This is a genomic window from Janthinobacterium lyxosi (assembly GCF_051380665.1).
Taxonomy (GTDB): Bacteria; Pseudomonadota; Gammaproteobacteria; order Burkholderiales; family Burkholderiaceae_D; genus Janthinobacterium.
Genome location: NZ_JBNYXM010000010.1, coordinates 133,610 through 158,523, shown reverse-complemented (window position 1 = coordinate 158,523; position 24,914 = coordinate 133,610). Strand labels below are relative to the sequence as shown.

Genomic DNA, 24,914 nt, shown 5'->3' with positions numbered 1-24,914 from the left:
GGCGCAAGGAGACAAGCATGGATTTTCGCTTCAACGAAGGCAGCATCCCGCTGCTGGTGTCGATGCCCCACGTGGGCACCGACATACCCGACGATATCGCCGCGCGCATGACGCCGGAGGCCTTGATCAAAGCCGATACGGACTGGCATTTGCGCGAGCTGTATGGTTTTTTGCAGGAGATGGATGCGTCCGTGCTGTCGGCGCGCTGGTCGCGCTACAGCATCGACTTGAACCGCCCGCAGGAAGACACGAATCTGTATCCGGGCCAGGATACGACGGGCTTGCTGCCCAACGATACCTTTCACCGCGAGCCGCTGTACCTGCCGGGCCGCGAACCCGATTCGGCCGACGTGCAGCAGCGATTGCAGCGCTACTGGACGCCGTACCACTGGCAGCTGCGCGCGGAACTGGACCGGTTGCTGCGCGTGCATGGCGCCGTGGTGCTGTGGGATGCCCATTCCATCGCCTCGCGCGTGCCGCGCTTCTTTGACGGCAAGCTGCCCGACCTGAACTTCGGCACGGCCGATGGCGCCAGCTGCGATAGCGGCCTGACCTCCGCCGTGGTCGATATCGCGCACGCGCAGGATGAATTTACCGTGGCGCTGAATGGCCGCTTCAAGGGCGGGCATATCACGCGCCATTATGGACAGCCGGCAGGCCGCGTGCATGCGATCCAGCTGGAGATGTGTCAATGCCTGTACATGGATGAAGCGATGCCGTTCGGCTACCGGCCCGACCTGGCCGCGCAAGTGCAGCCGCTGCTGCGCCAGATGATGGAAGCGGCCGTGGCATGGGTGGCGCGTTGAGCGGCTGTTTGTTTGCGCGCCACGCGCTGCTGCCGCAGGGCTGGCGCCGCGACGTGCTGCTAGAGTGGGATGCGGCCGGCGACTTGACGCACATCCAGGAGGAGGCAGCTCCACCGCCTGGCGTGGAAGTGGCGCAATATGTCTTGCCCGGCATGGTCAACCTGCATTCGCATGCCTTCCAGCGGGCGCTGGGCGGCATGACGGAACGGGCCGGCGAGGTAACCGCCGATGCGCCGGACAGCTTCTGGACCTGGCGCGAACTGATGTACCGCTTCGCGCGCCACATCACGCCGGAGCAGATGGAAAGCATCGCCGCGCAGCTGTTTGCGGAATGCCTGCGTCATGGCTACACGGCTGTCTGCGAATTCCACTACCTGCAGCGCGATGCGGCCGGTGCGCTATATGCGCGCCCCGCCGAAACGGCCGAACGGGTACTGGCCGCGGCGCGCATCAGCGGCATCGGCATGACGATGTTGCCCGTGCTGTACAGCCATGCGGGCTTCGGCGAACAACCGTTGAAAGCGGAGCAGGCGCGCTTCCGCACCAATGCGGATGATGTCTTGCGCATCATCGAGGCGCTGGCGCCGCAGCGCTGCGGGCAGGTGGAGGTGGGCTTCGCGCCCCACTCGCTGCGCGCGGCCGGCGTGGCGCAGATCCGCGCAGTGGCGCAAGCGCTGCCGCCACTGCGTCCCATTCACATTCACATCGCCGAGCAGCAGGGCGAAGTGCGCCAATGCCTCGATGCCAGCGGCCGGCGCCCGGTGCAGTATCTGTACGATCAGGTCGATGTCGACGCGCGCTGGTGCCTCGTGCATGCCACGCATGTGCTGCCCGACGAGGTGGCGCTGATGGCTGCCAGCGGCGCCGTGGCGGGCCTGTGCCCGACGACGGAGGCGAACCTGGGCGATGGCCTGTTCCCGCTGGCCGAATTCATCGCCGCCGGCGGGCGCTTCGGCGTCGGCAGCGACAGCCATGTATCGCAGTCGCCTGTCGAGGAATTGCGCTGGCTTGAATACGGCCAGCGCTTGCAGCGCCAGCAGCGCAATGTCGCCGCCACGCCCGATGAACGCCATGTGGGCGACTACCTGTGGCAGGCGGCCTTGCGAGGCGGCGCGCAGGCGTCCGGACGCAAGCTGGGCGCGCTGGCGCAGGGCAGCCGCGCCGACTTGCTGGTGCTCGACGAGACGCATGTGAACTTGTGCGGCGTGGCCATAGCCGATGTGCTGGGCAGTTTTCTCTTCTGCGGCAACGACAACCTGGTGCGCGACGTGTTGTGTGGCGGCCAGTGGCAGGTGCGCGGTGGGCACCATTTGGCGCAGGACGCCATCGCCACCGCTTACAAGCGCACGCTGGCGCAACTGAGGGCGCTCTGATGGCGACCTTCATCCCGCATGAATACCTGCGCGCCGCGCCGTGGAAAAATGGCGGCGGCAGCACGACGGAAATCGCCATTGCTCCCCTGGACGCCGGCTTCGACAACTTCGACTGGCGTATCAGCCTGGCGACAATCACGGCCAGCGGCCCGTTTTCCAGCTTTCCCGGTATCGACCGCAGCCTGATGCTGGTCGATGGCGACAGCGTGCAGCTGACGCTCGACGGCACGCGCAAGGTAGTCTTGACCGCTGCGCAGCCCATGCTGTGGTTTCCCGGCGAAGCGGACGTCGTCGCGCAAGTCAAGGGGCCGACGACGGATTTCAATGTGATGACGCGGCGCGACCGCTGCCGTCACCAGCTGGAAAAAATCACGGCGCCGGGCAAGCTGGCGCGGCGCAGCGCGGCGACCCTGCTGTTTGTCGCCGGCGATGGTGCCGTGCTGGCGCGTGGCGATGACCAGCAGTTCGCGCTGGCCCGCTACGACGCCCTGCTGCTGGACGCCGACGATGCGCAGGAATGGCGGTTGGACGCCTTGCAGCGCACGGCCGTGTTCCGCGTCGACCTTTTCATCTAGGAAGGAAAAGACATGCAAGACTGGGACCTGGTCATCCACAACGTTCACCTGGCCACCATGGAGCACGGCTATGGCGAACTGCTGGACGCGGCCATCGCCGTCAAGGATGGCCGCATCGCCTGGTTCGGCCCCGGCGACGAGCTGCCGGCCAGCGGTGCGGTCTTGCTCGATGGCCAGGGCTGCTGGCTGACGCCCGGCCTGATCGACTGCCATACGCACATCGTCCACGCGGGCAACCGCAGCGACGAATTCGAGGCGCGCCTGAATGGCGCCAGCTATGAAGAGATCAGCCGCGCCGGCGGCGGCATCATGTCCACCGTGCGCGCCACGCGCGCGGCCAGCGACGAGGAATTGCTGCGACAAAGCCTGCCCCGCGTGCTGGCGCTGCTGGCCGAGGGCGTGACCACGCTGGAGATCAAGTCCGGCTACGGCCTGGCTGCGGACAGCGAGGCGAAGATGCTGCGCGTGGCGCGCAGGATAGGGAAACAGCTGCCGGTCACTGTGCGCACCACGTTTCTCGGCGCGCACGCGCTGCCGCCCGAATATGCGGGCCAGCCCGACGCGTATATCGACCTGCTGTGCGCGCAGATGCTGCCCAAGCTGGCTGGCGACGGCCTGGTCGACGCCGTCGACGCGTTCTGCGAGCGCATCGGCTTTACGCCGGCGCAAACGCAGCGCGTGTTCGAGGCGGCGCGAGGCTTGGGCCTGCCCGTCAAATTGCATGCGGAGCAGCTGTCGGACCTGGGCGGCGCGGCCCTGGCGGCCCGCTACGGCGGCCTGTCGGCCGACCATCTGGAATTCCTGTCGGAAGAGGGCATTGCCGCCATGGCAGAACATGGCACGGTGGCCGTGCTGCTGCCGGGCGCGTATTATTTTTTGCGCGAGACGCAGCAGCCGCCTGTTGCGGCATTGCGCGCGGCGGGCGTGCCGATGGCCGTGTCCACCGATTGCAACCCGGGCACCTCGCCCATGACGTCCCTGCTGCTGGCGATGAACATGGCGTGCACCCTGTGGCGCTTCACGCCGCAGGAAGCGCTGGCCGGCTGCACGCTCCATGCGGCGCGCGCGCTGGGCCTGCAACGTGAAACGGGCAGCCTGGTGGTGGGCAAACGCGCCGATTTCGCCCTGTGGCGCATCGCGCGTCCGGCCGACCTGGCGTATGCGCTGGGCCTGAACCCGTGCGCGGGCGTGGTGCATGGCGGTGTCTGGCGCGCGCCGGTGGTAAGCTTGCCGGATTGATCATCCGTCCTGGAGCGCCGCGTGCGTGTTGTTTACCTGCTGTTGTTGCTTGTCTTCACCGCCGCGCCCGCGCATGCCCTGGACGGCGGCACCTTGAAGGTGGGCTCGAAGCGTTTCACGGAATCCTACATCCTCGGCGAAATCGTCAAACAGAGCGCCGCGCCGCACGTAAAGACGGAGCATCGCCAGGGCCTGGGCAATACGGCCATCGTGCTCGCCGCGCTGCAGGCGGGCAGCATCGACGTGTATGCCGAATACATGGGCACCATCGCCAGCGAAATCCTCAAGCACGACAAACCGATTGATCTGGAACAGATGCGGCGCGAGCTGGCGGCGCTGGGTCTGGGCGTGGCCGTGCCTTTGGGCTTTAACAATACCTATGCGCTGGCCATGCGCGGCGATGAACAGGCCATCGCCAGTCTGGAGCAGCTGGCGCAGCATCCCGCCTTGAAGTTTGGGTTGTCGCATGAATTCATCGGCCGCGTCGATGGCTGGCCGGGCCTGGCCGCGCGCTATGGCTTGCCGCAGCGCCCGCGCGGGCTCGATCACGGCATCGCCTATGAAGCGCTGGCGCAGCGCCAGGTGGACGTGATCGACATTTATTCGACGGACGCGAAGATCCGCCAGTACGGCTTGCGCGTGCTGGCCGACACGCAGCAGTATTTTCCCCGCTACGACGCCATGCTGCTGTACCGGCTCGACGTGCCGCCGCGCTTTACCTCCGCCTGGCAGGCTTTGCTGCGGCTGCAGGGGCGTATCAGCGAGGGCGACATGATCGCCATGAATGCGGCCGTGGAAATCGATGGCAAGAGCTTTGCGGGCGTGGCGCGGGAGTGGCTGGCGTCCGGCATGAAGGCCGATAAATCCGCTGGCGCAGCGCGCAGCGGCCTGCTGGCGAAAATCATCGGCGACGATTTGTGGACCCTGACGCGCCAGCATCTGACCCTGGTGCTGCTGTCGGTCGCCCTGGCGTGCCTGATCGGCATTCCGCTGGGTGTGCTGGCGGCGTTTTCGGCGCCGCTGCGGCAAACCGTGCTGGCCTTCGTCGGCGTGCTGCAGACGGTGCCCTCCTTGGCCCTGTTGGCGATATTGATTTCCGTACTGGGCATGATCGGATTGGCGCCGGCACTGGTGGCGCTATTCGTGTATGCGCTGCTGCCCATCGTACGCAACACTTGCACCGGCATCTTGCAGGTGCCGCAAGGCTTGCGCATGGCGGCGCTGGCGCTGGGCTTGAGCCGGCGCGACCGCCTGCTGCACGTGGACTTGCCGCTGGCCTTGCCCGTCATGCTGGCAGGTGTGAAAACGGCGGCCGTGATGAGCGTGGGCACGGCCACCATCGCCGCCTTCATCGGCGCGGGTGGCTATGGGGAACGCATCACCATCGGCCTGGCGTTGAATGACAACGACATGCTGCTGGCCGGTGCCATCCCCGCAGCCGTGCTGGCCCTGCTGACGCAAGGCTTGTTCGAGCTGCTGGAGCGCTGGGCCGTGGCCGACCGGCAGCACTGACGGCATCACGGCTACAGCGAGTGCAGTTTCGAGCGCACCGAGACGACGGCCTGGTGCAGGATGCGTTCAGCCTGGAAGTCGTTCTCGCGCTGTTCGGCGATGGCTTGCAAGTCGCGCGTGTAGCGCTCCAGGCGGGAGCGCAGGTAGGCGCGGTAGATTTTCATGACGAGTGGTTTGGCAGAGACATTCATGATGTGGCTCCCATATGCGTAACGATTCGTTCATTGATTCGTTCATTGTGTGTGAGCGCATTGCCGCCATTTTGCGTCGCATCAAACGCCAGCGCGCCGTCACTTTGACGCGTTTGATATTGCGCAATGCCCCACCAGCAGAAGATGCCACACTGAATCTTCTCTGCCTGGCCATCATCAGCCGCAGGCTCTGATCCCCCTGATACCTTCAAACATACTCAAGGAGCGTCGCATGGTCATTTTTGCCGTGGTTGCTGGCTGCATCGCCTGCCTGACAGTGTACCAAATCTATAAGAATTCGCAGGGTGGTAATGGGCTTGCGCAACAACATATCGGCTTGCACGGCACATTGATTGAGCCACGGAAATAAACTGTGGCAAAGGATGGACAGTTCGCTGACAGATTTAAGGAAAATGTAAGGCCCGGTAAGCAAATGTAAAGGTCGGCGCGGTGACAAGTCGTAGCGTTTATATTGATAACCGTTGATTGCATTCTCCCCCTCCCACTTGACAATGGGTTCACCCCGCGGTGCCGCTAGCCCGCGGGGATTTTTTTTTGGCAATCGGTTTACGCAGGCTTTGGCGTGCCCGCTGACAATTGCGTCAAGGCATCGCCGGCGACCCTGCAGATGCGCCAGTCCGGCATCACGTCCGCGCCCATGCCCTTGTAGAAGTTGATCGCGTTTTCATTCCAGTCCAGCACCGACCATTCGAAGCGGCCGCAATCGCGTTCGACGGCCAGTCGCGCCAGCGCTGCCAGCATTTGCTTGCCATAGCCCTTGCCGCGCACCGATTGCTTGACGTACAGGTCTTCCAGGTACAGCCCCTTGCGGCACAGGAAGGTGGAAAAATTATGGAAAAACAGGGCGAACGTCACCACCTCGCCACTTTCCTCGCCGACCAGCGCTTCGCATGCAGGATGGGGGCCGAACAGGCTGTCGTGCAGCATGGATTCCCTGGCGATCATCATGTGTTCGAGTTTTTCAAACACGGCCAGTTCGTGGATCATGCCAAAGATGGCGGCCACGTCGGATGCGGTCGCGGGACGAATGGCGAGGGAGGAAGAAGTGCTCATGTTGCCTTTGTTGATGGAGTGGTGGAAAAGGAGGCGACGGCAGCGGTCTTGCGCGCGCCCGATATCAGGGCCCAGGCCACGCTGGACAGGCACAGCAGCATGCCCACCCATTCGATGGCGGCGGGCCGGTAATGTTCGAACTGCACCGACAGCAGCACGGAGATGACGGGCGTGACGACGCCGATATACACGGTCTTTTGCGTGCCGATGCGCGCGATTAAAGTGAAATACGCGCTGAAGGCGATCACCGAGCCGAAGATGGCCAGATATGCCAATCCCATCCAGTAACTGGGGCGTGCGGGCAACTGCCAGGACTGGCCCGTGGCGACGGCCCAAACGGCTACCATGAGCGTACCCCACAGCATGGTCCAGGCCATGGTCAGCATCACGTTGCCGGAGTGTTCACGCACTTTCATGACCAGGGCATTGCCCACCGTGCTGGACACGGTGGCCACCAGGGCCAGCATGAACCCGAGCAAGAAGTGGCCATTGCCGCCCCCCATAATATCGTGCAGCGCCGCGCCGATGGACTGGTAAAACAGCAGCACGATGCCGCAGATGGCGACAAACGCCGCGCAGCAGGTGCTCCAGGTAATCGGCGTGCCGAAAGCGAGGCGGTTAAGCAATGGCGTCCAGAACACCATCAGCGCAAACAGCACGCTGACGAGGGCGGAGACCAGGTATTGCTCCGAGCTGTAGGTGCAAACATAGCTGAGGGCAAACGATGCCATGCCTTGCAGCAGCATCCATTTTTGCGCGCGCCAGGGCAGGCGCAAGGTGTCGCCGCGCAAGGCGCACCAGGCAAACAGGGTGGCGGAAGCCAGGCCGAAGCGGTAGACCACGGAAACGGCGGGGGCGACATCGCCCAGCTGCAAGGTGATGGCCCAGAAGGTGGAGCCCCAGATCAGGCAGGCAATGATGAACAGGAGAGGAGAGGACATCGCGCAAGTATACGGGCATAGTGCGTCCCGGTCGAGCTTGGCAAATGGAGGGGCTAAATGTGCGGCAAGCTACCCTCAGGTATTGAGCCAGCGCAGTGCTTCTGGAAAATGTTGAATTTATGAAAATATTTTCATTATTATTAAGTAAATATTTTCTGAATTGCATCTTGGAAGGAGGACCGCCATGCCAGCCTCACTGCAGATCAAAGTCTGGAGCTTGCTTGTGTATGTCGTCGTGACCGCTGTGATTGCCATCTGGCTTCACCCTTCTGCCTTGCTCGCTGCCGGCGCCTTCGGCTAAGCGCATGCGCCGGCAAGCAGATCAATGCGTGACGCGAGTCTTGCGGCCATCCGACAGCAGGCGCACGCGCTCGCCCGGGCGGAACAGTTCGTCCGCGTCTTGCACGATGGCGCGCATGTCGCCATTGTCCAGGCGCACGGTGATTTCCAGGCCAGGTTTGTTGGACGCGTTCGCTTCGATGCTCTTGCCGGCCATGCCGCCGGCGACCGCGCCGAGGATGCTGGCTGCGATGGCGCCCTTGCCACCGCCGACTGCCGAGCCGGCCACGCCGCCCAGCGCCGCGCCAGCCAGCACGCCCGTGCCCGTTTCGCCCTTGTCGATGGTCACTTGGCGCACGGATTCAACCGTGCCCATGCGAACCGATTGTTCATTCTGCGCCTGGCGCGCATTGTAGACATTAGCCGAGTTCGGTTGTACGGCGCAGCCGGCCAGGGTGGCGAGCAATGCCACTGCAATGATTGGTGCTTTCATGTGGGACTCCCTTGGACAAAAGTTAATTGCCGATTGCGTCGACCGGCAGTAAAGATGCTGACTTATCATAAGGACACTTGTCGCAGATAACTAGTTGCGAATAGTAAAAATCTGTTACCGGCCCCGTGTTACCACATGACCGCTTGCCGCTCAATACGCCAGCCGCAGGCGCCGGTACAAAAATCCCAGAACGAACAGCGGTCCCACCAGTAAAAAGCGCAAGTCGTCCAGGAACGACGGTTTCTTGCCTTCGATCTGGTGGCCGATGAACTGGCCTATCCAGGCCAGCACGAACAGCGCCAGCGACACGGGCAACATAGTCTGCGGGGGCATGAGCAGCAGCAGGCCCAGCATGGTGGCCAGCATCGCCAGCATGCCCGCCGCAAACGGGCGCGATAGCTTGTAATAATAGTATAAGGCCAGAATACTGCCGAGCAGCGCCACGCTGGCATGCACGCTCCACAGCAGCCCCAGCAGGCTGAAAACGATCAGCGGCACGCACACGATGTGCACCCATTCATTGACGTGGTTGCGGTGGCTTTCGCCATACTGGGCCAGCAGGGTGTCGATGGTGCGCATGGGCGGTCTCTTGTGTGGGGGAAGGTTGTGCGGGAATTCTACACCGTCGCGTGGCCGGGTAAAATGGCCCTTCATTTCCCCTTCCGGACCTCTCATTTGAATAGCCCTGCCTTTTTGCCAGATACTGCCGCCGACCCGCGCAAGCGCTGCTTCGATCCCGTCGTCGACGCCAACACGCGCTTGCTGATACTGGGCAGCTTGCCCGGCGAAAAATCGCTGGCGCACAGCCAGTACTATGCGCATCCGCAAAACAAATTCTGGCTGCTGCTGGGCGAGGTGCTGGGCGTGGAGTTGAAGAGCCTGCCCTATGAAGAGCGTCTGGCAACCTTGCTGGCGCACGGCGTGGGCCTGTGGGATGTGGTGGCGCAGGCGCAGCGTACGGGCAGCCTGGACAGCAATATCCGCGCCCGCGACGACAACGACCTGGTGGCCCTGGCGGCCAGCCTGCCACGGCTGCACACAATCGCCTTCAACGGCGGCACGGCCGCGAAGCTGGGCGTCAAGGTGCTGGGCGAGCACGCGCAGCGCTACCGCATCGTCAGCTTGCCGTCGAGCAGTCCGGCGCATACGCTTGCGTATGCGCAAAAGCTGCAGGCATGGCTGTTGCTGCGCGGCCAACAGGAGCCGGTCGCGCGTTGAGCATGTCGCCGGCTTTACGCCGGCGCGTACGCCTGCGCTTCCAGCGGCTGTCCCTTGGCGTCGAATTTCAGCGCGACCGATAATTGCGTCACGCCGATGGTGGCCAGCGCATCGCAGATGTCGTCGACTTCGTCCTGCAGGTCGGCGGCCAGGTCCAGCGGCTTGTCGGCGCTGTGCAGCAGCTGGCCGCCCGCCGTGCTGACATTGACGCGCAGCAGCATTTCGCCGTGCTCATCGGCCGGACCGACGACGACCGAGACGTCGCCGGCGTCCACCTGGTGTTCCGCCAGCGCGTGGTTGATGCCGGACATCATCTGCAGCATCGCATACTCGCTCATGCCTTGTTCCTTGCCACCGTGGAACAGATCCTGGTACAAAAAGCTCACTTCCAGGGCGCTGCCGGCCGGCGCCAGGCAGCGTTTCACCAGGTCGCCCACTTCCGTCGTCCACTGCTGGTAGCGGGCCATGCGCGCGTCGAACCAGGCGTCGAGCGCCGCTTCATCCTTCGGTTCCGCATAGAAAGGGTCGTCCACGCGTTTCAAGGCAAAGCCCAGCAGGAAGCGCAGCTCGACGGCCGTGTCTTGCGGGCCGAAAGCCGTTTCGCTCCAGCCGACGATGCTGCTTTCCAGGCCCGGCGTGGCGACGATTTTCTTGTCTGTCATCGACGAGTACGCATCGCGCACCATTTCATGCAGGTGGCTGTAGGTAATGCGGTCAATTTCATCGAGGTCGTAGGCATGGCTCATCAAGACCACCTTGGCCTTGGCGCTTTCCAGTTGCGCCTGCTGGAAACTTTTCACCAGCGCTTCGAATGCATCCTGGTCCTGGAAGCTGTCCGCTTCCTTCAGGCCGCCCGTGCTTTGCACCAGCAGGGGCACGACAAAGGCGTTGATTTCCATGGCCGGGGCATTCTCGCGGCGCATCACGGAAATGGAGGCCGCTTCCTCGATATGGCTGCGCAGGTACTGGTAGGCGCCCACGTCTTCGTATTTGGCGCGCTCGATGGCGTCGTACAGGATTTCATCCTTCTTCTGATTCAAGGCCTTGCGGATCAGGCGGCCGAACTCGACGGCTTGCTCGGCCAGTACCGTGCCCTGCGATTCGCTGTCTTCCTGCTCCGCCAGGTTCAGGGCCATCGTGCACAGCATGCGCGTGACGGACTCGTCCTTGTCTTCAGGCGTGTTGGCGGATTTACGGGGGACAGGGCGCTTATTTTTGGGCATGGCGATCAACAGGTTAAGAAATACGGGTCAGGCAAACGGAAACGGGCGCCATGGCTATGCCAGGCGCCGGGACGGATCATACAGGCGGACGCGGCCGCCTGATACATCAATGGTCGGTATCGAACATCTCGTGCAACTCGTCGAGCAGGTCGGCGGCTTCTTCCTGCGACAGACCGAGATGCTGGCAGGCAAGTTCGCCGCCCTTGTCCCACTCCAGCGAGGTACTGTTGCCATGGTAGCGCTGAATGCCCTTTTCGGCCAGCAGCGACAGGGCGACGAGCGAACGGATGGCGTCGTCCGTGGACGGGTCGGCCAGCACCGTGTAGTCGTGGTGGTGCAAAATCGCCCAGGAGACATCGGAGGACAGGCCCCAGTTGCGCGCCAGCAAGCAGCCGATGGCCGCGTGGTTGGTCTGGTGGCGCGCGTCTTCCAGGCTGGTAAAGCAATTGTGCGCATCATTGGCCGCCGCCGCGTACGTCTTGACGTAGTCGGGAAAGCGGTTCATCAGCAAAGGCACGCCGATATCGCAGAACAGGCCGAAGGTGTGGGCAATGTCGGGCGGGGCGATGCGCAACTTGCGCGAGGTAAACACCAGGGCGCGCGCGCGCTTGGCCGACACATCCCAGAAGTTGGTCAGTTCCACGCCTTCCGCTTCCAGCGCCTGGCGCGCCAGCAAGCCCGTCATCATGGCGCTGCACTGGTTGATGCCGAGAAAGTTGATGCCTTGTTCGACGGATTTGGCCTTGCGCGTGGCACCATAGAAGGGCGAATTGGCCAGTTTCAGCAGGGCACCGGACATGCCGACATCGTCGGCGATGATGCGCGCGATGCGTCGCGGCGACGGGTCGGCTTCGGTCAGTTCGCGCTGCAGGTCGACCAGCAGGCTGGGACGCGGCGGGATACGGATGGAACGCATCAAGGCGTCAACCGGATCTTCCTGCACTACCTGCTTTTGCGCTGCCGCTCTCATCATCATTGTCTTGCCCGCTGGTTATTCGGTCCTGCGCTGCACATGGACGGCCTCATGGACGGCTTGCGCAATGCCCGATGATTATCCATGTTTATGCATGGCAATAGTTCATCTCTACAATAGATTGTCGAAAAATTCCTGTTTTTGCCGTGATTGCCACCGATGTTGATCATTTAGCGACGCAATCAGCCACTGTTTTTATGGTGAAAAAAGTAAGATGTATTTGTTTTTAAGGCAGCCGCCGGTGCGTGCGGGCAGGCGTGGCGCTACAATTGCCGCATGAAAAAACTCCTGGCCGGTATCGATTTTGCGGACGATTCTTGCAGCGTGGCGCGCCAGCTGATCGGCGTGACCGTGCTGGTCGACGGCGTGGGCGGGCGCATCGTGGAAACGGAAGCGTATGACCGGCTGGACCCCGCTTCGCACACGTACGGCGGCATGACGCCGCGCAATGCCGCCATGTTCGGCCCGCCTGCGCACGCCTATGTGTACCGCTCGTATGGCATGCACTGGTGCCTGAATTTTGTGTGCCGCGAAGCGGGCCATGGCGCAGGCGTGCTGATCCGCGCCATCGAGCCGCTGGCGGGCCTGGACCGCATGCGTGAGCGGCGCGGCGTCGAGGAATTGCGGCAGCTGTGTTCGGGCCCGGGCAAGCTGTGCCAGGCGCTGGGTGTCACGCATATGCATAACCGGCTGGCGCTCGATGCGCCGCCGTTCATGTTGCTGGCCCGCGAGGATGACGTGACGGTGCAAGCGGGGCCGCGCATCGGGATTTCCAGGGCGATGGACACGCCGTGGCGCTTCGTGCTGGCCGGTTCGCGCTACCTGAGCAAGCCGATGCGCGCGCCTGCCGCTTAGCCGTCCGGCCCGGGGTCAGGCGCCGCGCTGACGGCGGGGCGTGGTGTTGCGGGGCATGCCGCGTAGCGGACTGTGCAGCGCGCGCCGGTCCGTTCCCTTGACGGGGCTGGCCGGATGCTGGAATGCCTCGTCTTCGCTGTGGCCGGCCGGCGTAGCAGGGCGCTCGTCCAAGGTGAACACGGCCACGGCCGCCGACAATTTGACGGCCTGGTCCTGCAAACTGGCCGCCGCCGCTGCCGCCTGCTCCACCAGGGCCGCATTTTGCTGGGTGACGTCATCCATTTGCGTGACGGCCTGATTCACTTCCGTGATGCCCGACGCCTGCTCCGCGCTGGCCTGTTTCACGCGCTGGATGATGTCATTGACTTGCTGCACCGAGGCCACGATGGCGCCCATGCTGTCGCCCGCTTGCTGCACGGCCACGCTGCCGCCATCGATGGTGCTCACGGACGTGGCGATCAGGGTCTTGATTTCCCTGGCCGCCTGCGCCGAGCGCTGCGCCAGGGTGCGCACTTCGGACGCGACCACGGCAAAGCCGCGGCCTTGTTCGCCCGCGCGCGCCGCTTCCACCGCCGCATTCAGCGCGAGGATATTGGTCTGGAAGGAAATACCATCGATCACGCCGATAATATCCACGATCTGGCGCGAATTGGCGCGTATCGTCGCCATCGTCGTCACCGCTTGCTGCATCGACGCGCCCCCTTGCACGGCCAGGGTTGAGGCTTGCCCCGCCAGCTCGCAGGCCAGCTGGGCGTTGTCGGCATTGTCATTGACGGCTTGCGTCAGCGCTTCCATGGCGCTCGACGTTTCTTCCAGTGAACTGGCTTGCATTTCCGTGCGTGCCGACAAGTCCAGGTTGCCGGTGGCAATTTCGCGCGACGCCGTGTCGATCGATTGCACGGCAGCCATGATGGTGCGCAAGGTCTGGTTCAGGTTGGCGATGGTCTGGTCCAGCACGCGCGACGTGGCGGCGATCTCGTCATTGCCCTGCTTGGGCGCACCGGCGATCAGCTTGCCTGCCGCCAGGTCTTGCACGGCGTCGGCAATGCCGCGGATTTCCAGCAGCATGGCGCGGCGTACCAGCATGGTCACCACGATGGAGACCAGGATGGAGAGCAGGACGGTCAGCAGCAGGCTCCAGCCCAGGCTGTGAAACTCGTCGCTGGCCGTCGCATGGGCTTCGTTGCTGAGCGTCGTTTCCAGGGCCGACAACTGCGCCAGCTGCGTATTGAACTGGCCGAATTGCGTTTCCGCCTTGAGCATGGAATTGGTGGCGATCGACTGGTCCATCTGCGCCATTTCCATGGTTTCCAGCACGGCTTTGCGGTAGCCGGCCAGGACCGTGATGGCCGCATCGACCAAGGTGCGCTCGGCGCCCGTGGCTGTGGCGCGCAGTGTGGTCAGCTGGGTGCCGATGGCCGCGTGGCGTGTCTTGATCTGTTGCTCCAGTGTATCGAGGCGAGCCTTGGCGAAGCTGCCATTCGTCCACGACAGCAACTGATACATATTGCCGTGTACTTGCCGGGCCTCTCCCAGTACGTCGGCGGCCGCCTTCAGATGCGTGATGCGTACCCGTACCATGTTTTCCAGCGAGGCATTTTGCCGCACCATGCCATACCAGGCGCCGCTCGAGCTGAGTATCAGCAGCAGCAAGACCAGGGCGGGCGCCAGCAATAATTTTGGTCCGATGCGTAATGTATTGAGCATGCTTGACTCCTGGCTATGGCTGTTCCAAGCGCAGGCGGCGCACGGCGTTCGTGTGCGCCGCCCCTGCCTTATTTTTTGTAGATCCCCGCTTCCAGCACCACGTCGTTGACGCGCAGGATATACGTGGTCTTCGGCTCGATCTTGCCGCTGGTGGGGTTCTTGTACTGGTAGTCGACCCAGCCCTTGCCCTGCTTTTGCGCCAGCTCGATGATTTCACGGCGATATTTTTTGCCATTCGCGTCAGGCACATCCGTCAAATCCTTGCCCACGATGGAAGGATTGATGGGGTGGGCCAGCACGATGCCCGTCTTGATGTCACGCATGTCCACATACAGCGAGCCCTGCACGAAGTCGGGGTCTTTCGCCGTGATTTTCTTCATCATCTCTTCCTTGCCGTGTGCCTTCATGAAGGCGGCGCCCCGTTCGGCCATGGCGATGGCGTCCTTTTCCGTTGGTTCGACGGCGGCACTGACGCTGCCGCCGGCAAAGGCCAGGCACAGCAGGCTACCCGTGAATAAGCGTTTCATGACAGCTCCTTGTGAGAATCGAGGGATGTGTTGCAAAGCCGTAATTTACGTCGCCGAGGGTCCCAGCAAATTGCGATGGAACAAACTAAGGTGTTGCTTGTAGGCAGTGAACAAGGTATCGGAATGCTTGTTGATGTGTAGCAATTTGGTTCTGGATGGCAAGAATTATGATGACTTTCACAGCATGCCGAGCTGGCATGGCCTGTGGGAGAAAAGGCTGGAATTGGCCGATATAGGGCCAATTTCATGAAAGTTATCGCTATTTATTGACAAGGAGACTATCGTGTCCGCACTCATTACCGAGCCGTTTCCACCCAAGTTCAAGCCGTATACGCGGCAAACCATTCATCAGGCGCGGCAGTGGGAATGGTTGCCAGAAGAGCAGCGTGTAGCCGTGCAGGTGGTTTCGCACGTCTTGCCGTTTCGCACCAATGCCTATGTGCTCGACCAGCTGATCGACTGGAACAATATTCCAGACGATCCCATTTACCGCCTGGTTTTTCCCCACCGCGACATGCTGCCGCCCGAGCAGTACGCGCACTTGCGCGATCTGGTGCTGGTGCAGCGGGACAAGGTTGCCATCGATGCCTATGTGCATGGGATTCGCCTGGGCATGAATCCCCATCCTGCCGGGCAGATGACGCACAACGTGCCGAAAGTTAACGATACGCCCGTGCGCGGCCTGCAGCATAAATATGCGCAAACGGTGCTGTTTTTTCCCAGCGCGGGCCAGACGTGCCACGCGTATTGCACTTTCTGCTTCCGCTGGCCCCAGTTCGTCGGCATGGATGACATGAAATTCGATGCGCGCGAGTCGCATGAGTTGGCCGCCTACCTGAAACTGCATCCGGAAGTGACGGACGTGCTGATCACGGGCGGCGACCCGATGATCATGAACACCCGCCAGTTGGCAGCCTACCTGGAACCATTGCTCGAACCGGGCCTGGAACATATCCAGAACATCCGCATCGGTACCAAGGCGGTGGCGTATTGGCCGCAGCGTTTTGTCTCCGACCGCGATGCGGACGATCTGCTGCGCCTGTTCGAGCGTATCGTCAGGGCGGGCAAGAACCTGGCCGTGATGGGCCATTACAGCCATGCCGTGGAGTTGCGCCAGGACATCGCCCAACAAGCGGTGAAACGCATCGTGTCCACGGGCGCCACCTTGCGCATGCAGGGGCCGCTGATCCGCCACATCAATGAAGACCCGGCAAGCTGGGCCGAACTGTGGCAGACGGGCACGCGCCTGGGGGCAATTCCGTATTACATGTTTGTCGAGCGGGACACGGGGCCGCGCGGCTATTTCGAATTGCCCTTGGCGAAGGCGCATGAGATTTTCCAGGCCGCTTACCAGATGGTGTCCGGTCTGTCGCGCACGGTGCGCGGGCCCTCCATGAGCGCGTTTCCCGGCAAGATCGTCATCGATGGCATCGTCACCATCAATGGGGAAAAACTGTTTGCCCTGCAATTTTTGCAGGCGCGCAACCCGGACTGGGTGCGCCGGCCGTTTTATGCGAAGTTCGATGCGGAAGCGACGTGGATGGACGATTTGAAGCCCGCGTTCGGCCACGATAAATTCTTTTTCGAGACGGATGAGCCTATGCCGCAGTTGCCGCATAAAATCATCCGCCTGGCACAGGCCGCCTGAGCATGCGCGGCGCCGGCGCCTCCTCCCGTTCCGGCGTGGCCGTGTTTTGCCTGGTGTTCCTGCCGTTTGCGCTCGGTCATTACCTGTCGTGCCTGCTGCGCGGCGTGAATGCCGTGCTGACGGCGGAATTGCTGGGCGCCATCGCCCTGACCCCGGCGCAGCTGGGCTTGCTGACCAGCGCCTTTTTTCTCGCCTTTGCGCTGGTGCAACTGCCGATCGGCATGACGCTCGACCGTTACGGCCCCCGCACGGTGCAACTGTGGCTGCTGGCGCTGGCGGCCCTGGGTGTGTGGCTGTTCAGTCGGGGCCACAGCTTTGCCGAGCTGATGTGGGCGCGGGCCCTGATGGGGGCAGGCCTGGGCGGCTGTTTCATGGCCGCCGTGAAAGCGATCTCGTGCGCCATCGCGCCCGCGCGCCTGCCGTCCGTGCACGGCTATCTGATCGCCGTGGGCGGCCTGGGCGCGGCCACGGCCACCATGCCCGTCAAGCTGGCCCTGCATTACACGGACTGGCGCGGCGTATTCCTGGGCCTGGCGCTGGCGGCGCTGGCCATTGGCTTGCTGATCCGCCTGCTGTCGCCGGCCATGCCCGCGCCCACCGCCGCGCATACTGTGAGCAAGGTCAGTATCTGGAGCGTGTACCGCGATCCCGGTTTTCGCCGCACCATCGCGCTGATCTTGCTGCCGCACACGGTGTTCTTTGGCGTGCAGGGCTTGTGGGTCGGACGCTGGCTGGCCGACGTAGGCGGCTTGTCCGACGATAACGTGGCGTATTTGTTGTACCTGGGCATGGCGGCCGTCATCTTCGGCGCCATCGGCATGGGCATGCTGACGGAGTGGGCGGGACGGCATGCGATTGAACCCATGCAAGTGGCGGGCGCCGGCATCGTCCTGTTTGTCGCCGTGCAAGTGGCGATGGCGTGTAACGTCGTGCCCAGCCTGCCCATGCTGTCCGTGCTGTTTACCGTGCTGGGCACGGTGACGGGCCTCGAATATGCGATCGTCGCGCAAAGCATGCCGGCCAGCTTGACGGGTAGGGCGGCCACCTGCCTGAATCTGCTGATTTTTACGGGCGCCTTCCTGGTGCAGGCGGGCTTTGGCCTGATCCTCGGCTGCTGGCCCCTGAACAGCTTGCAGCAGTATCCGCCGCAAGCGTATCAGGTGGCGTTTGGCGTGCTGGCGGCCTTGCAACTGCCGGGACTTGCGATGTTTTTCATCCACCGCTACAGGCGTGCCGGGCCATCCGGTAAAATGGCAGCCTGCACAGCGGCAATGATCAACTCCAAGGAAGACTATGAAACTCGTTCGTTATGGACGTCCAGGCAAGGAAAAACCGGGCCTGATCGATGAAGAAGGCAAACTGCGCGACCTGTCCGGCGTGATTGCCGATATTGACGGCGCGCAACTGTCCGACAAGGCCCTGCGCAAGCTGGCCAAGCTCGACGAAAAGACGCTGCCCCTGGTGCGCGGCAATCCCCGCTTCGGCGTGCCACTGGCGAAAGTCGGCAAGTTCATCGGCATCGGCCTCAATTACGCGGATCACGCAGCCGAGTCCGGCATGCCGATCCCGGCCGAGCCCATCGTCTTCATGAAGGCAATTACTTGCCTGAATGGTCCCGACGACAATGTCGTGTTGCCGAAAGGCTCGAAAAAGACGGACTGGGAAGTGGAGCTGGGCGTCGTCATCGGCACGCGCGCGCAATACGTGAGCGAAGAGGATGCCCTCAAATACGTGGCCGGCTATTGCGTCGTCAACGACATTTCCGAGCGCTCGTTCCAGCTGGAGCGGGGCGGTCAATGGGATAAAGGCAAGGGCTGCGACACCTTTGGCCCCATCGGCCCATGGCTGGTGACGCGCGATGAAGTCATCGACGAGCAGGATCTGGACCTGTACCTGGAAGTCAATGGCAAGCGCATGCAGACCGGCAATACGCAAACCATGATCTTCACGGTGGCGCAGATTGTCAGCTACCTGTCGCAATTCATGACCCTGGAACCGGGCGACGTCATCGCCACGGGCACGCCACCGGGCGTGGGCCAGGGCCGCAAGCCGCAGCGTTTCCTCAAAAAAGGCGACAGCATGCGCCTGGGCATCCCCGGCCTGGGCGAACAGCAGCAGGACGTGGTCGCCTGGACTGTCTGATGGCCGGTAGCGATATCGACCGTTTGCCCGCGCTGCCTTTGGCGCAGCTCGACGCCCAGCAGCGGGCCGCCGCGCAAGCCATCATCGACGGTCCGCGCGGCGCCCTGTACGGCCCCTTCGTGCCGCTGATCCGCAGCCCGGAGCTGATGGAAACGGCGCAGCGCATGGGCGAGTATTTGCGCTACCGCAGCGCCATCGGCACGCGCCTGTCGGAACTGGCGATCCTGGTGACGGCGCGCCAGTGGGACCAGCAAGTCGAATGGGCCATCCACGCGCCGCTGGCCGTGCAGAACGGCATCGCGCAAGCGGCCGTGGACGCCATTGCCGCACGGCGCGCGCCGCTTGCCCTGAAAGAAGATGAGCAAGCCGTGCACGACTTTTGCATTGAGTTGCAGCAGAACAAGCGCGTCAGCGATGCCACGTATGCGCGCGCGCTGGCCCTGTTCGGCGAGCAAGGCGTGGTGGACTTGATGGGCATCAATGGCTATTACACCTTCCTGGCCATGGTCATGAACGGAGCGCAGACGGCGGTGCCAGCCTTGGGCGTGCCGCCCTTGCCCGCCTGACTAAGTAACCCCCAATAAATTATTGTGATTTCTGACTTCCATAACCGGCGCTCTGCGGCGTTGCCCGCTGCTAGCAGTGCTCGCACTGCGTCGCAGCGGGCGCCTTGCATAGCATCCGGTTCTGTTCGTCATAAATTCACAATAATTTCCTGAGGATTACTTAGAGTAGTTCTTCGGGTAAAGATGGACAAAGTGTAATGAAGTTGCAACTATTCAATATATAATTTTGCTTCCCGTCCATTGCCAACAAGCTCAATGAAAACTCGTCCGTGCTTCACCCTGATGGGCCGCGCCTTGCTGGCGTTGGCCCTTTCTTTTTCCCCCTTGATGACGGTGCGCGCGCTGGCCGCCGAGACCGCAGCTACCGCCAGCGCTTCCGCCCTCGAAAATTCCGTCGTCAAGGTGTTTTCCACCTTGCGGGGGCCGGACCCCTATAAACCCTGGAGCAAGGCCGCACCGCAAGAGGTGACGGGTTCCGGCGTCGTCATCGAAGGCCGCCGCATCCTCACCAATGCGCACGTGGTCGGCTATGCCAGCCAGGTGCAGATCCAGGCGAATGGCGCCGGCGACAAGATACCGGCGACCGTGCTGGCCATCTCGCGCGGCATGGACCTGGCCTTGCTGAAGATCGACGACGACAGTTTTTTCGCCAGCCACAAAGCCGTGCCGCGCGCCAATGTCTTGCCGGATGTGCGCGACGCCGTGCTGGCGTATGGCTATCCGACGGGCGGCACGTCGCTGTCGATCACCAAGGGCATCGTGTCGCGCATCGAATTCGTGCGCTACAACTTCCCCGTCTCCGGCTTGCGCATTCAGATCGATGCGGCCATTAATCCCGGCAATAGCGGCGGCCCCGTGATTGCCGGCGAGAAGATGATCGGCCTGGCCTTTGCCGGCATGCTGAATGCGCAAAACATCGGCTACATCATCCCCAACGAAGAAATCGAGCTGTTCCTGCGCGACCAGGAAAGTGGCGCGCCCAAGGGCAAGCCGGCCATGCGCGACGTGACGCAAACGCTGGAAAATCCCGCGCTGCGCACCTACCTGAAGCTGGCCAAGGGTGTCGAGGGTGCCGTCGTGATGACGCCCGCCAGCAAGGATGCCGCCTATCCGCTCAAGGAATGGGATGTGATCACGCATATCGGCGACTTTCCCATCGACAACCAGGGCATGGTCAAGCTGAATGCCAACAGCCGCGTGCGCTTCCAGTACCGGGTGCAGCAACTGGCGAAAGACGGCCAGTTGCCGTTGACGGTGGTGCGCCAGGGCGCGCCCCTGAAAATCAGCGTCCCCGTCTCGGCGGCGCACCCGATGCTCATTGCCAGCCTGCAGGGCAATTACCCGTCCTATTTCATTTTCGGGCCCATGGTGTTTTCGCGCGCCAGCACGGAATTCATGGCCGCGCCGAATGGCAATCCGGCGATGTTGGGCGGCATGAGTTTTGCCGGCAATCCGCTGGCCACGCGGCGCGGCGATGCGCCCGATGGCGAGCGCGAAGAACTGGTGGTGATCGCCGCGCCGTTCTTCCCGCACAAGCTGATGAATGGCTACAGTACCCGTTTCTTTTCGGTCGTCGATTCCGTCAATGGCGTGCGCGTGCGCAGCCTGGCGCACCTGGTAGCCTTGCTGCGCGACCAGACGGATGAGCTGCTGACGTTCCGCTTCCAGCAGCGCGATGCGGAAATGGTCGTCGTGCCCCGCAAGGAGATGCTGGCAGCGACGGAATCGGTGCTGACGGACAACGGCATCCGCTCGGAAGCGTCGCCCGACATGTTGAAAATATGGAATGAAAAAACGCCGGCGAGCAAGTAAGCTCCCGGCGTTCCGCACAAAAACAGGCGCGGCGTACACCGCGCCTGTTTTGCTTTAAGCCAATACTTTTTTCAGCCAGGCGCCAATCGCGTCGATCTCTTCCTGGCACAGCGAGTGCTGCATCATGTACTCATGCCATTCCACCTTGTAACCCATGCTGGTGAGCAAGTCGCGCGACTGCTGTGCGCGGGCGATCTGCACCACCGGGTCGGCCGTGCCGTGCGCCATGAAGATGGGCGTCTGCAGGCTCTCTGGCGTGCGCTCAAGAGCCGTCTTGTCGGCCAGCGGCAGATAGCCGGACAGGCACATCAGGCCGGCCAGCGGTTCTGCGTGGCGCAAGCCCGTTTGCAAGGTCATGGCGCAGCCTTGCGAGAAGCCGGCCAGGATGATGCGGCTGGCGGGAATGCCGCGCGCCTTTTCGCGAGCGATCAGCGCTTCGACCTGCGCCTGCGAGGCGCGCAAGCCGCTCTCATCTTCGCGGCGCACCAGGTCGTTCTCGCGGATGTCATACCAGGCGCGCATCACATAACCGTTGTTGATGGTGACGGGCATGGTGCCGGCGCTGGGGAAGATGAAGCGGATGGCGGGGCAGCCGCGCAAATCGAGTTCTTTCACCAAGGGAACGAAGTCATTGCCGTCGGCGCCCAGGCCGTGCATCCAGATGATGGAGACGGTGGGATTCGGGGCGCTGTCGAGTTCTATGGTTTCCAGCAAGGTGCTCATGTATTTTCCTCAGGTATTGGTTGCGCCGGACGCAGCGCCGATTTGGGACGGAAGGCCTTGCAGATGGCCGGGTCGGTTTCCATGTAGGGACCGCCGATGAGGTCGAGGCAATACGGCACGGCGGCAAAGATGCCGTTGACCAGTTGCACGCCATCGGCATCCTTCAAGCCTTCCAGGGTTTCCTTGATGGCTTTCGGCTGGCCCGGCAAGTTCATGATCAGGGCGGCACGCTCGGGCGTCTCGCGGATCACGGCCACCTGGCGCGACAGGATCGCCGTCGGCACGAATTGCAGGCTGATCTGGCGCATCTGTTCGCCGAAACCGGGCATTTCCTTGGTCCCGACGCTGAGCGTGGCGTCCGGCGTCACATCGCGCCGCGCCGGACCCGTGCCGCCCGTCGTCAGGATCAGATGGCAGTGGCTCAGGTCGACCATGTCGATGAGGGTGTTTTCAATTTGCGAGCGCTCGTCCGGGATCAAACGCTTTTCCAGGCGGAAAGGCGTGCGGATGGCGGCGGACAACCAGCTTTCCAGGGCCGGGATGCCCAGGTCTTCATACACGCCGCCGCTGGCGCGGTCCGAGATCGACACGAGGCCGATAATCAATTCGTCTTCTATCGTGGTCATGGGGCACCTGTCTATGTCGTAAAAAAACCGGGCTAATCCCGGTTTTTGCCAACCCAAGTGCAAAAGCCGGGGTCGTACGGGGACGCCTAGTCCCTGAGGGTCCGACCCCAGTCCTTGCTTAGGGTTTACTCGTCGTCTTCTTGCTCAACGTCATCTTCGTCGGCATCTTTCTTGCCGCCGTTTTTCTTCTTGGCGATCTCTTTCAAGATCTGGAAGATTTCACGGAAGGCCTTGGGCGGCTTGTTCTCGGCCTGCTCCTTGCGGGCATTGCGGATCAGGGTGCGCAGGTGCTGCACGTCCAGTTCCGGGTTTTCCGACAGCAAGACGGTCAGCGCCTTGTCATCCGTCAAGAGTTTGTCGCGGCGGCGTTCCATCGCGTGCATATTGGCCGTATCGGCTTTCGACAAGCCTTTCCAGCTATCGATGGTGCGTTGGATGGCGGCAACTTCTTCCTCATCCAGGGTGCGCATTTTTTTGCCCACGTACTGCAGCTGGCGGCGGCGGCCTTCGTGATCGCGGATCATCTGGCATTCGAGGATGGCTTCGCGCACGTCTTCCGGCATCGGAACGCGCTTGACGCGGTCGCGTGCTTCATTGACGAGTTCTTCCCCCATCTTTTGCAGGACGGTCATCTGACGCTTGAGTTCCGACTTCGACGGACGTTCATATTCCTGCTCGAATTCGGTGGATTGGAAGCCGCAAGCTCCCCGGTTTGGATTTGGCATGATAAGGCGGGATTGGCCGCGTAGGCCGCACCTGTAAACTGTAAACGACTGCTATGATAACCTTTTTAGCGGCTTTCCGAAGAAAACAGCGCATGAACGACTCCGTATTTACCCATAGTCAAGAGCAATTGCAGCAACTAGCCCGTGATGTGTTGTCTTTTGCGCGGGAAGCGGGCGGTACCGACGCAGCCGTCGAAGTCAGTGTAGGCGGTGGCTTGTCCGTGTCTGTACGAAAAGGCAAGATCGAGACGATCGAGCAAAACAAGGACAAGGGCATGGGCGTGACCGTGTTTGTCGGCAAGAAACGCGGCAATGCCAGCACCTCCGACTTTTCCCCGTCCGCCTTGCGCGCCACGGTGGACGCCGCCTACAACATCGCCCGCTTCACGGCCGAGGACGATTGCGCGGGCCTGGCCGACGCCGATATGCTGGAAATGGTGCCCCGTGACTTGCAATTGTTTTATCCGTGGCTTATTTCCGCCGAGGCAGCTGTCGTGCTGGCCCAGCGGGCTGAAGCGGCCGCGTTTGCCGTCGACCCGCGCATCACGAACAGCGAAGGCGCGGGCGTGCATGTACAGCAATCGCATTTTGTTTCCGCCAATTCGCGCGGCTTCATCGGCGGCTACCCGTTTTCGCGCCACACCCTGTCCGTGGCGCCCATCGCCGGCAAGGGTGCCAAGATGCAACGCGACGACTGGTATTCCTCCGTGCGCGACGCTTCCAAAATGTCGAGTCCGGAAGCCATCGGCCGCTACGCCGCCGAACGCGCCCTGTCGCGTCTGAATGCGCGCAAGCTGGGCACGCGCACCTGTCCCGTACTGTTCGAGGCACCGCTGGCGGCCGGTTTGCTGGGTACCTATGTGCAAGCGACCTCGGGCGGCGCCCTGTATCGCAAATCCACTTTCCTGATCGATTCCCTGGGTACGCAAGTGCTGCCGTCGCACGTGCAGATCTTTGAAGATCCGCACGTGATCGGCGGCGTCGGTTCCGCGCCGTTCGACGAAGAGGGCGTGAAAACCGTCAGCCGCGATGTCGTCAAGGATGGCGTGGTGCAAGGTTATTTCCTGTCGACTTACACGGCCCGCAAGCTGGGCATGCAGACGACGGGCAACGCGGGCGGCTCGCACAATCTGTACCTGACGTCCAGCCAGACGGCCGCCGCCGATGATTTGGTTGCCATGCTGAAAAAGCTGGGCACGGGCTTGCTGGTGACGGAACTGATGGGGCAAGGAACCAATTACGTGACGGGCGACTATTCGCGCGGCGCCGCCGGTTTCTGGGTGGAAAATGGCGTGATCCAGTACCCGGTGGAAGAAATCACCATCGCCGGCAACATGAAGGACATGTTGCGCAACATCGTCGCCGTGGGCGCCGACGTCTTGCGCCGTGGCACCAAAGAGACGGGTTCCATCCTCATCGAAAGCATGGTGGTGGCGGGCGGTTGAACAGATGCATTCCTCCTTGTCAAAAGGCGCCGCAGGCGCCTTTTTTTCTTGTCCCTGTAGTTTTTCGGGCAGCGGCCTGATCGTCATACGGCGGAAATATTCGCTTCGTATGATGACGCCATCTGACGTTATTTGCGTGGTTTAGATGCTTTTAATGTAAGTAAGCCGAACTTCGTGATATTTCATGCAAGATGCGAGTCTTGCAGTAACGCGTCGTTGTTGATCCAACCTGCATAGTGAA

Annotated in this window: 27 protein-coding genes; 15 read left to right on the top strand and 12 right to left on the bottom strand. The window is 62.3% G+C overall.

The genetic code is table 11. The features are described from left to right. Positions 1-17: 17 nt before the first annotated feature. The 5 genes from hutG to ACQ4WP_RS13030 are packed head-to-tail and all read left to right on the top strand — an operon-like array spanning position 18 to position 5,505. Positions 18-806 carry an N-formylglutamate deformylase gene (hutG, locus tag ACQ4WP_RS13050; protein WP_436521204.1) on the top strand — a complete coding sequence of 263 codons (789 nt, stop codon included), beginning with the start codon at positions 18-20 and terminating at the stop codon, positions 804-806. After that, positions 791-2,179, top strand: a complete 1,389-nt coding sequence (locus ACQ4WP_RS13045) for a formimidoylglutamate deiminase (RefSeq protein ID WP_436521202.1) — start codon at positions 791-793, stop codon at positions 2,177-2,179. The genes hutG and ACQ4WP_RS13045 overlap by 16 nt, the downstream gene beginning before the upstream one ends. Then, a complete protein-coding gene (locus ACQ4WP_RS13040; protein ID WP_436521200.1) occupies positions 2,179-2,754 on the top strand; it encodes a HutD/Ves family protein in 576 nt (191 codons plus the stop codon). The genes ACQ4WP_RS13045 and ACQ4WP_RS13040 overlap by 1 nt, the downstream gene beginning before the upstream one ends. Before the next feature lie 12 nt (positions 2,755-2,766). Then, complete coding sequence (gene hutI, locus ACQ4WP_RS13035; protein ID WP_436521198.1) at positions 2,767-3,993, top strand: imidazolonepropionase; 1,227 nt, start codon at positions 2,767-2,769, stop codon at positions 3,991-3,993. Between the two features lie 21 nt (positions 3,994-4,014). Next, positions 4,015-5,505 (top strand): glycine betaine ABC transporter substrate-binding protein, encoded by a 1,491-nt coding sequence (locus tag ACQ4WP_RS13030; protein WP_436521196.1) that lies wholly within the window; start codon positions 4,015-4,017, stop codon positions 5,503-5,505. Positions 5,506-5,516: 11 nt separating this feature from the next. Here ACQ4WP_RS13030 and ACQ4WP_RS13025 read toward each other — a convergent pair whose 3' ends face one another. Beyond that, positions 5,517-5,696: a hypothetical protein gene (locus tag ACQ4WP_RS13025; protein WP_034746290.1), complete on the bottom strand. Its 180-nt coding sequence runs from the start codon at positions 5,694-5,696 to the stop codon at positions 5,517-5,519. 14 nt (positions 5,697-5,710) lie between these two features. Between ACQ4WP_RS13025 and ACQ4WP_RS13020 the strand changes: the two genes are divergently transcribed. Together ACQ4WP_RS13020 and ACQ4WP_RS13015 are read left to right on the top strand one after the other, a co-directional pair. Next, a complete protein-coding gene (locus tag ACQ4WP_RS13020) occupies positions 5,711-5,890 on the top strand; it encodes a hypothetical protein (RefSeq protein WP_436521194.1) in 180 nt (59 codons plus the stop codon). Between the two features lie 38 nt (positions 5,891-5,928). Then, complete coding sequence (locus tag ACQ4WP_RS13015; RefSeq protein ID WP_436521192.1) at positions 5,929-6,066, top strand: hypothetical protein; 138 nt, start codon at positions 5,929-5,931, stop codon at positions 6,064-6,066. A gap of 197 nt (positions 6,067-6,263) precedes the next feature. On the opposite strand, the gene ACQ4WP_RS13010 is transcribed toward ACQ4WP_RS13015, so the two are convergent. The 4 genes from ACQ4WP_RS13010 to ACQ4WP_RS12995 form a co-directional block, all read right to left on the bottom strand. Continuing rightward, positions 6,264-6,770: a GNAT family N-acetyltransferase gene (locus ACQ4WP_RS13010; RefSeq protein WP_436521190.1), complete on the bottom strand. Its 507-nt coding sequence runs from the start codon at positions 6,768-6,770 to the stop codon at positions 6,264-6,266. Next, positions 6,767-7,711: a DMT family transporter gene (locus ACQ4WP_RS13005; protein ID WP_436521188.1), complete on the bottom strand. Its 945-nt coding sequence runs from the start codon at positions 7,709-7,711 to the stop codon at positions 6,767-6,769. The genes ACQ4WP_RS13010 and ACQ4WP_RS13005 overlap by 4 nt, the downstream gene beginning before the upstream one ends. A 322-nt stretch (positions 7,712-8,033) precedes the next feature. Beyond that, the gene (locus ACQ4WP_RS13000) at positions 8,034-8,483 is read right to left on the bottom strand and encodes an outer membrane lipoprotein (protein ID WP_046684332.1); all 450 of its coding nucleotides are present in this window, start codon (positions 8,481-8,483) and stop codon (positions 8,034-8,036) included. 150 nt (positions 8,484-8,633) lie between these two features. Further along, entirely contained in the window at positions 8,634-9,062 is a 429-nt protein-coding gene (locus tag ACQ4WP_RS12995) for an Mpo1 family 2-hydroxy fatty acid dioxygenase (RefSeq protein WP_436521186.1), read from the bottom strand. A gap of 96 nt (positions 9,063-9,158) precedes the next feature. Here ACQ4WP_RS12995 and ACQ4WP_RS12990 point away from each other — a divergent pair, with 96 nt between their 5' ends. Beyond that, complete coding sequence (locus ACQ4WP_RS12990; RefSeq protein ID WP_436521184.1) at positions 9,159-9,701, top strand: DNA-deoxyinosine glycosylase; 543 nt, start codon at positions 9,159-9,161, stop codon at positions 9,699-9,701. A 14-nt stretch (positions 9,702-9,715) separates the two neighbouring features. Here the strand turns inward: ACQ4WP_RS12990 and ACQ4WP_RS12985 are convergent, their stop codons facing one another. Beyond that, the gene (locus ACQ4WP_RS12985; protein WP_436521182.1) at positions 9,716-10,924 is read right to left on the bottom strand and encodes a hypothetical protein; all 1,209 of its coding nucleotides are present in this window, start codon (positions 10,922-10,924) and stop codon (positions 9,716-9,718) included. A 106-nt stretch (positions 10,925-11,030) separates the two neighbouring features. Further along, complete coding sequence (locus ACQ4WP_RS12980) at positions 11,031-11,897, bottom strand: HDOD domain-containing protein (protein ID WP_436521340.1); 867 nt, start codon at positions 11,895-11,897, stop codon at positions 11,031-11,033. A 276-nt stretch (positions 11,898-12,173) separates the two neighbouring features. On the opposite strand from ACQ4WP_RS12980, the gene ACQ4WP_RS12975 reads away from it, so the two are divergent. Continuing rightward, complete coding sequence (locus ACQ4WP_RS12975; protein ID WP_436521180.1) at positions 12,174-12,752, top strand: DNA-3-methyladenine glycosylase; 579 nt, start codon at positions 12,174-12,176, stop codon at positions 12,750-12,752. Positions 12,753-12,767: 15 nt separating this feature from the next. Here ACQ4WP_RS12975 and ACQ4WP_RS12970 read toward each other — a convergent pair whose 3' ends face one another. Continuing rightward, positions 12,768-14,459 (bottom strand): methyl-accepting chemotaxis protein, encoded by a 1,692-nt coding sequence (locus tag ACQ4WP_RS12970; protein WP_436521178.1) that lies wholly within the window; start codon positions 14,457-14,459, stop codon positions 12,768-12,770. A 68-nt stretch (positions 14,460-14,527) separates the two neighbouring features. Then, positions 14,528-14,986 (bottom strand): cache domain-containing protein, encoded by a 459-nt coding sequence (locus tag ACQ4WP_RS12965; protein WP_034780434.1) that lies wholly within the window; start codon positions 14,984-14,986, stop codon positions 14,528-14,530. A 283-nt stretch (positions 14,987-15,269) separates the two neighbouring features. Here ACQ4WP_RS12965 and ACQ4WP_RS12960 point away from each other — a divergent pair, with 283 nt between their 5' ends. The 5 genes from ACQ4WP_RS12960 (at position 15,270) to ACQ4WP_RS12940 (ending at position 21,154) form a co-directional block, all read left to right on the top strand. Continuing rightward, the gene (locus ACQ4WP_RS12960) at positions 15,270-16,634 is read left to right on the top strand and encodes a KamA family radical SAM protein (RefSeq protein ID WP_436521176.1); all 1,365 of its coding nucleotides are present in this window, start codon (positions 15,270-15,272) and stop codon (positions 16,632-16,634) included. 2 nt (positions 16,635-16,636) lie between these two features. After that, on the top strand, positions 16,637-17,983 hold the full coding sequence (locus tag ACQ4WP_RS12955; RefSeq protein WP_436521174.1) for an MFS transporter: 1,347 nt from the start codon (positions 16,637-16,639) through the stop codon (positions 17,981-17,983). Next, entirely contained in the window at positions 17,928-18,776 is an 849-nt protein-coding gene (locus ACQ4WP_RS12950) for a fumarylacetoacetate hydrolase family protein (protein ID WP_436521172.1), read from the top strand. The genes ACQ4WP_RS12955 and ACQ4WP_RS12950 overlap by 56 nt, the downstream gene beginning before the upstream one ends. Then, positions 18,776-19,342, top strand: coding sequence for a carboxymuconolactone decarboxylase family protein (locus ACQ4WP_RS12945; RefSeq protein ID WP_436521170.1), 567 nt, complete (start codon positions 18,776-18,778; stop codon positions 19,340-19,342). Before ACQ4WP_RS12950 ends, ACQ4WP_RS12945 begins: the two co-directional genes overlap by 1 nt. 255 nt (positions 19,343-19,597) lie before the next feature. Further along, on the top strand, positions 19,598-21,154 hold the full coding sequence (locus ACQ4WP_RS12940; RefSeq protein ID WP_436521168.1) for a S1C family serine protease: 1,557 nt from the start codon (positions 19,598-19,600) through the stop codon (positions 21,152-21,154). Positions 21,155-21,208: 54 nt separating this feature from the next. Here the strand turns inward: ACQ4WP_RS12940 and ACQ4WP_RS12935 are convergent, their stop codons facing one another. The 3 genes from ACQ4WP_RS12935 to yjgA form a co-directional block, all read right to left on the bottom strand. Continuing rightward, on the bottom strand, positions 21,209-21,877 hold the full coding sequence (locus ACQ4WP_RS12935; protein WP_436521166.1) for an alpha/beta hydrolase: 669 nt from the start codon (positions 21,875-21,877) through the stop codon (positions 21,209-21,211). Continuing rightward, entirely contained in the window at positions 21,874-22,503 is a 630-nt protein-coding gene (gene mog, locus ACQ4WP_RS12930) for a molybdopterin adenylyltransferase (RefSeq protein ID WP_436521164.1), read from the bottom strand. The genes ACQ4WP_RS12935 and mog overlap by 4 nt, the downstream gene beginning before the upstream one ends. A gap of 125 nt (positions 22,504-22,628) precedes the next feature. After that, complete coding sequence (gene yjgA, locus ACQ4WP_RS12925) at positions 22,629-23,228, bottom strand: ribosome biogenesis factor YjgA (protein WP_436521162.1); 600 nt, start codon at positions 23,226-23,228, stop codon at positions 22,629-22,631. A 92-nt stretch (positions 23,229-23,320) separates the two neighbouring features. Here yjgA and pmbA point away from each other — a divergent pair, with 92 nt between their 5' ends. Continuing rightward, positions 23,321-24,673: a metalloprotease PmbA gene (pmbA, locus tag ACQ4WP_RS12920; protein ID WP_436521160.1), complete on the top strand. Its 1,353-nt coding sequence runs from the start codon at positions 23,321-23,323 to the stop codon at positions 24,671-24,673. Positions 24,674-24,914 lie beyond the last annotated feature (241 nt).

Excerpts from the sequence above, each read along its gene's own strand:
- hutG (WP_436521204.1), top strand. The coding sequence starts at position 18 with ATGGATTTTCGCTTCAACGAAGGCAGCATCCCGCTGCTGGTGTCGATG.
- ACQ4WP_RS13045 (WP_436521202.1), top strand. The coding sequence starts at position 791 with ATGGGTGGCGCGTTGAGCGGCTGTTTGTTTGCGCGCCACGCGCTGCTG.
- ACQ4WP_RS13040 (WP_436521200.1), top strand. The coding sequence starts at position 2,179 with ATGGCGACCTTCATCCCGCATGAATACCTGCGCGCCGCGCCGTGGAAA.
- hutI (WP_436521198.1), top strand. The coding sequence starts at position 2,767 with ATGCAAGACTGGGACCTGGTCATCCACAACGTTCACCTGGCCACCATG.
- ACQ4WP_RS13025 (WP_034746290.1), bottom strand. The coding sequence starts at position 5,696 with ATGAATGTCTCTGCCAAACCACTCGTCATGAAAATCTACCGCGCCTAC.
- ACQ4WP_RS13020 (WP_436521194.1), top strand. The coding sequence starts at position 5,711 with ATGCGTAACGATTCGTTCATTGATTCGTTCATTGTGTGTGAGCGCATT.
- ACQ4WP_RS13015 (WP_436521192.1), top strand. The coding sequence starts at position 5,929 with ATGGTCATTTTTGCCGTGGTTGCTGGCTGCATCGCCTGCCTGACAGTG.
- ACQ4WP_RS13010 (WP_436521190.1), bottom strand. The coding sequence starts at position 6,770 with ATGAGCACTTCTTCCTCCCTCGCCATTCGTCCCGCGACCGCATCCGAC.
- ACQ4WP_RS13005 (WP_436521188.1), bottom strand. The coding sequence starts at position 7,711 with ATGTCCTCTCCTCTCCTGTTCATCATTGCCTGCCTGATCTGGGGCTCC.
- ACQ4WP_RS13000 (WP_046684332.1), bottom strand. The coding sequence starts at position 8,483 with ATGAAAGCACCAATCATTGCAGTGGCATTGCTCGCCACCCTGGCCGGC.
- ACQ4WP_RS12995 (WP_436521186.1), bottom strand. The coding sequence starts at position 9,062 with ATGCGCACCATCGACACCCTGCTGGCCCAGTATGGCGAAAGCCACCGC.
- ACQ4WP_RS12985 (WP_436521182.1), bottom strand. The coding sequence starts at position 10,924 with ATGCCCAAAAATAAGCGCCCTGTCCCCCGTAAATCCGCCAACACGCCT.
- ACQ4WP_RS12980 (WP_436521340.1), bottom strand. The coding sequence starts at position 11,897 with ATGATGAGAGCGGCAGCGCAAAAGCAGGTAGTGCAGGAAGATCCGGTT.
- ACQ4WP_RS12975 (WP_436521180.1), top strand. The coding sequence starts at position 12,174 with ATGAAAAAACTCCTGGCCGGTATCGATTTTGCGGACGATTCTTGCAGC.
- ACQ4WP_RS12970 (WP_436521178.1), bottom strand. The coding sequence starts at position 14,459 with ATGCTCAATACATTACGCATCGGACCAAAATTATTGCTGGCGCCCGCC.
- ACQ4WP_RS12965 (WP_034780434.1), bottom strand. The coding sequence starts at position 14,986 with ATGAAACGCTTATTCACGGGTAGCCTGCTGTGCCTGGCCTTTGCCGGC.
- ACQ4WP_RS12955 (WP_436521174.1), top strand. The coding sequence starts at position 16,637 with ATGCGCGGCGCCGGCGCCTCCTCCCGTTCCGGCGTGGCCGTGTTTTGC.
- ACQ4WP_RS12950 (WP_436521172.1), top strand. The coding sequence starts at position 17,928 with ATGAAACTCGTTCGTTATGGACGTCCAGGCAAGGAAAAACCGGGCCTG.
- ACQ4WP_RS12945 (WP_436521170.1), top strand. The coding sequence starts at position 18,776 with ATGGCCGGTAGCGATATCGACCGTTTGCCCGCGCTGCCTTTGGCGCAG.
- ACQ4WP_RS12940 (WP_436521168.1), top strand. The coding sequence starts at position 19,598 with ATGAAAACTCGTCCGTGCTTCACCCTGATGGGCCGCGCCTTGCTGGCG.
- ACQ4WP_RS12935 (WP_436521166.1), bottom strand. The coding sequence starts at position 21,877 with ATGAGCACCTTGCTGGAAACCATAGAACTCGACAGCGCCCCGAATCCC.
- mog (WP_436521164.1), bottom strand. The coding sequence starts at position 22,503 with ATGACCACGATAGAAGACGAATTGATTATCGGCCTCGTGTCGATCTCG.
- yjgA (WP_436521162.1), bottom strand. The coding sequence starts at position 23,228 with ATGCCAAATCCAAACCGGGGAGCTTGCGGCTTCCAATCCACCGAATTC.
- pmbA (WP_436521160.1), top strand. The coding sequence starts at position 23,321 with ATGAACGACTCCGTATTTACCCATAGTCAAGAGCAATTGCAGCAACTA.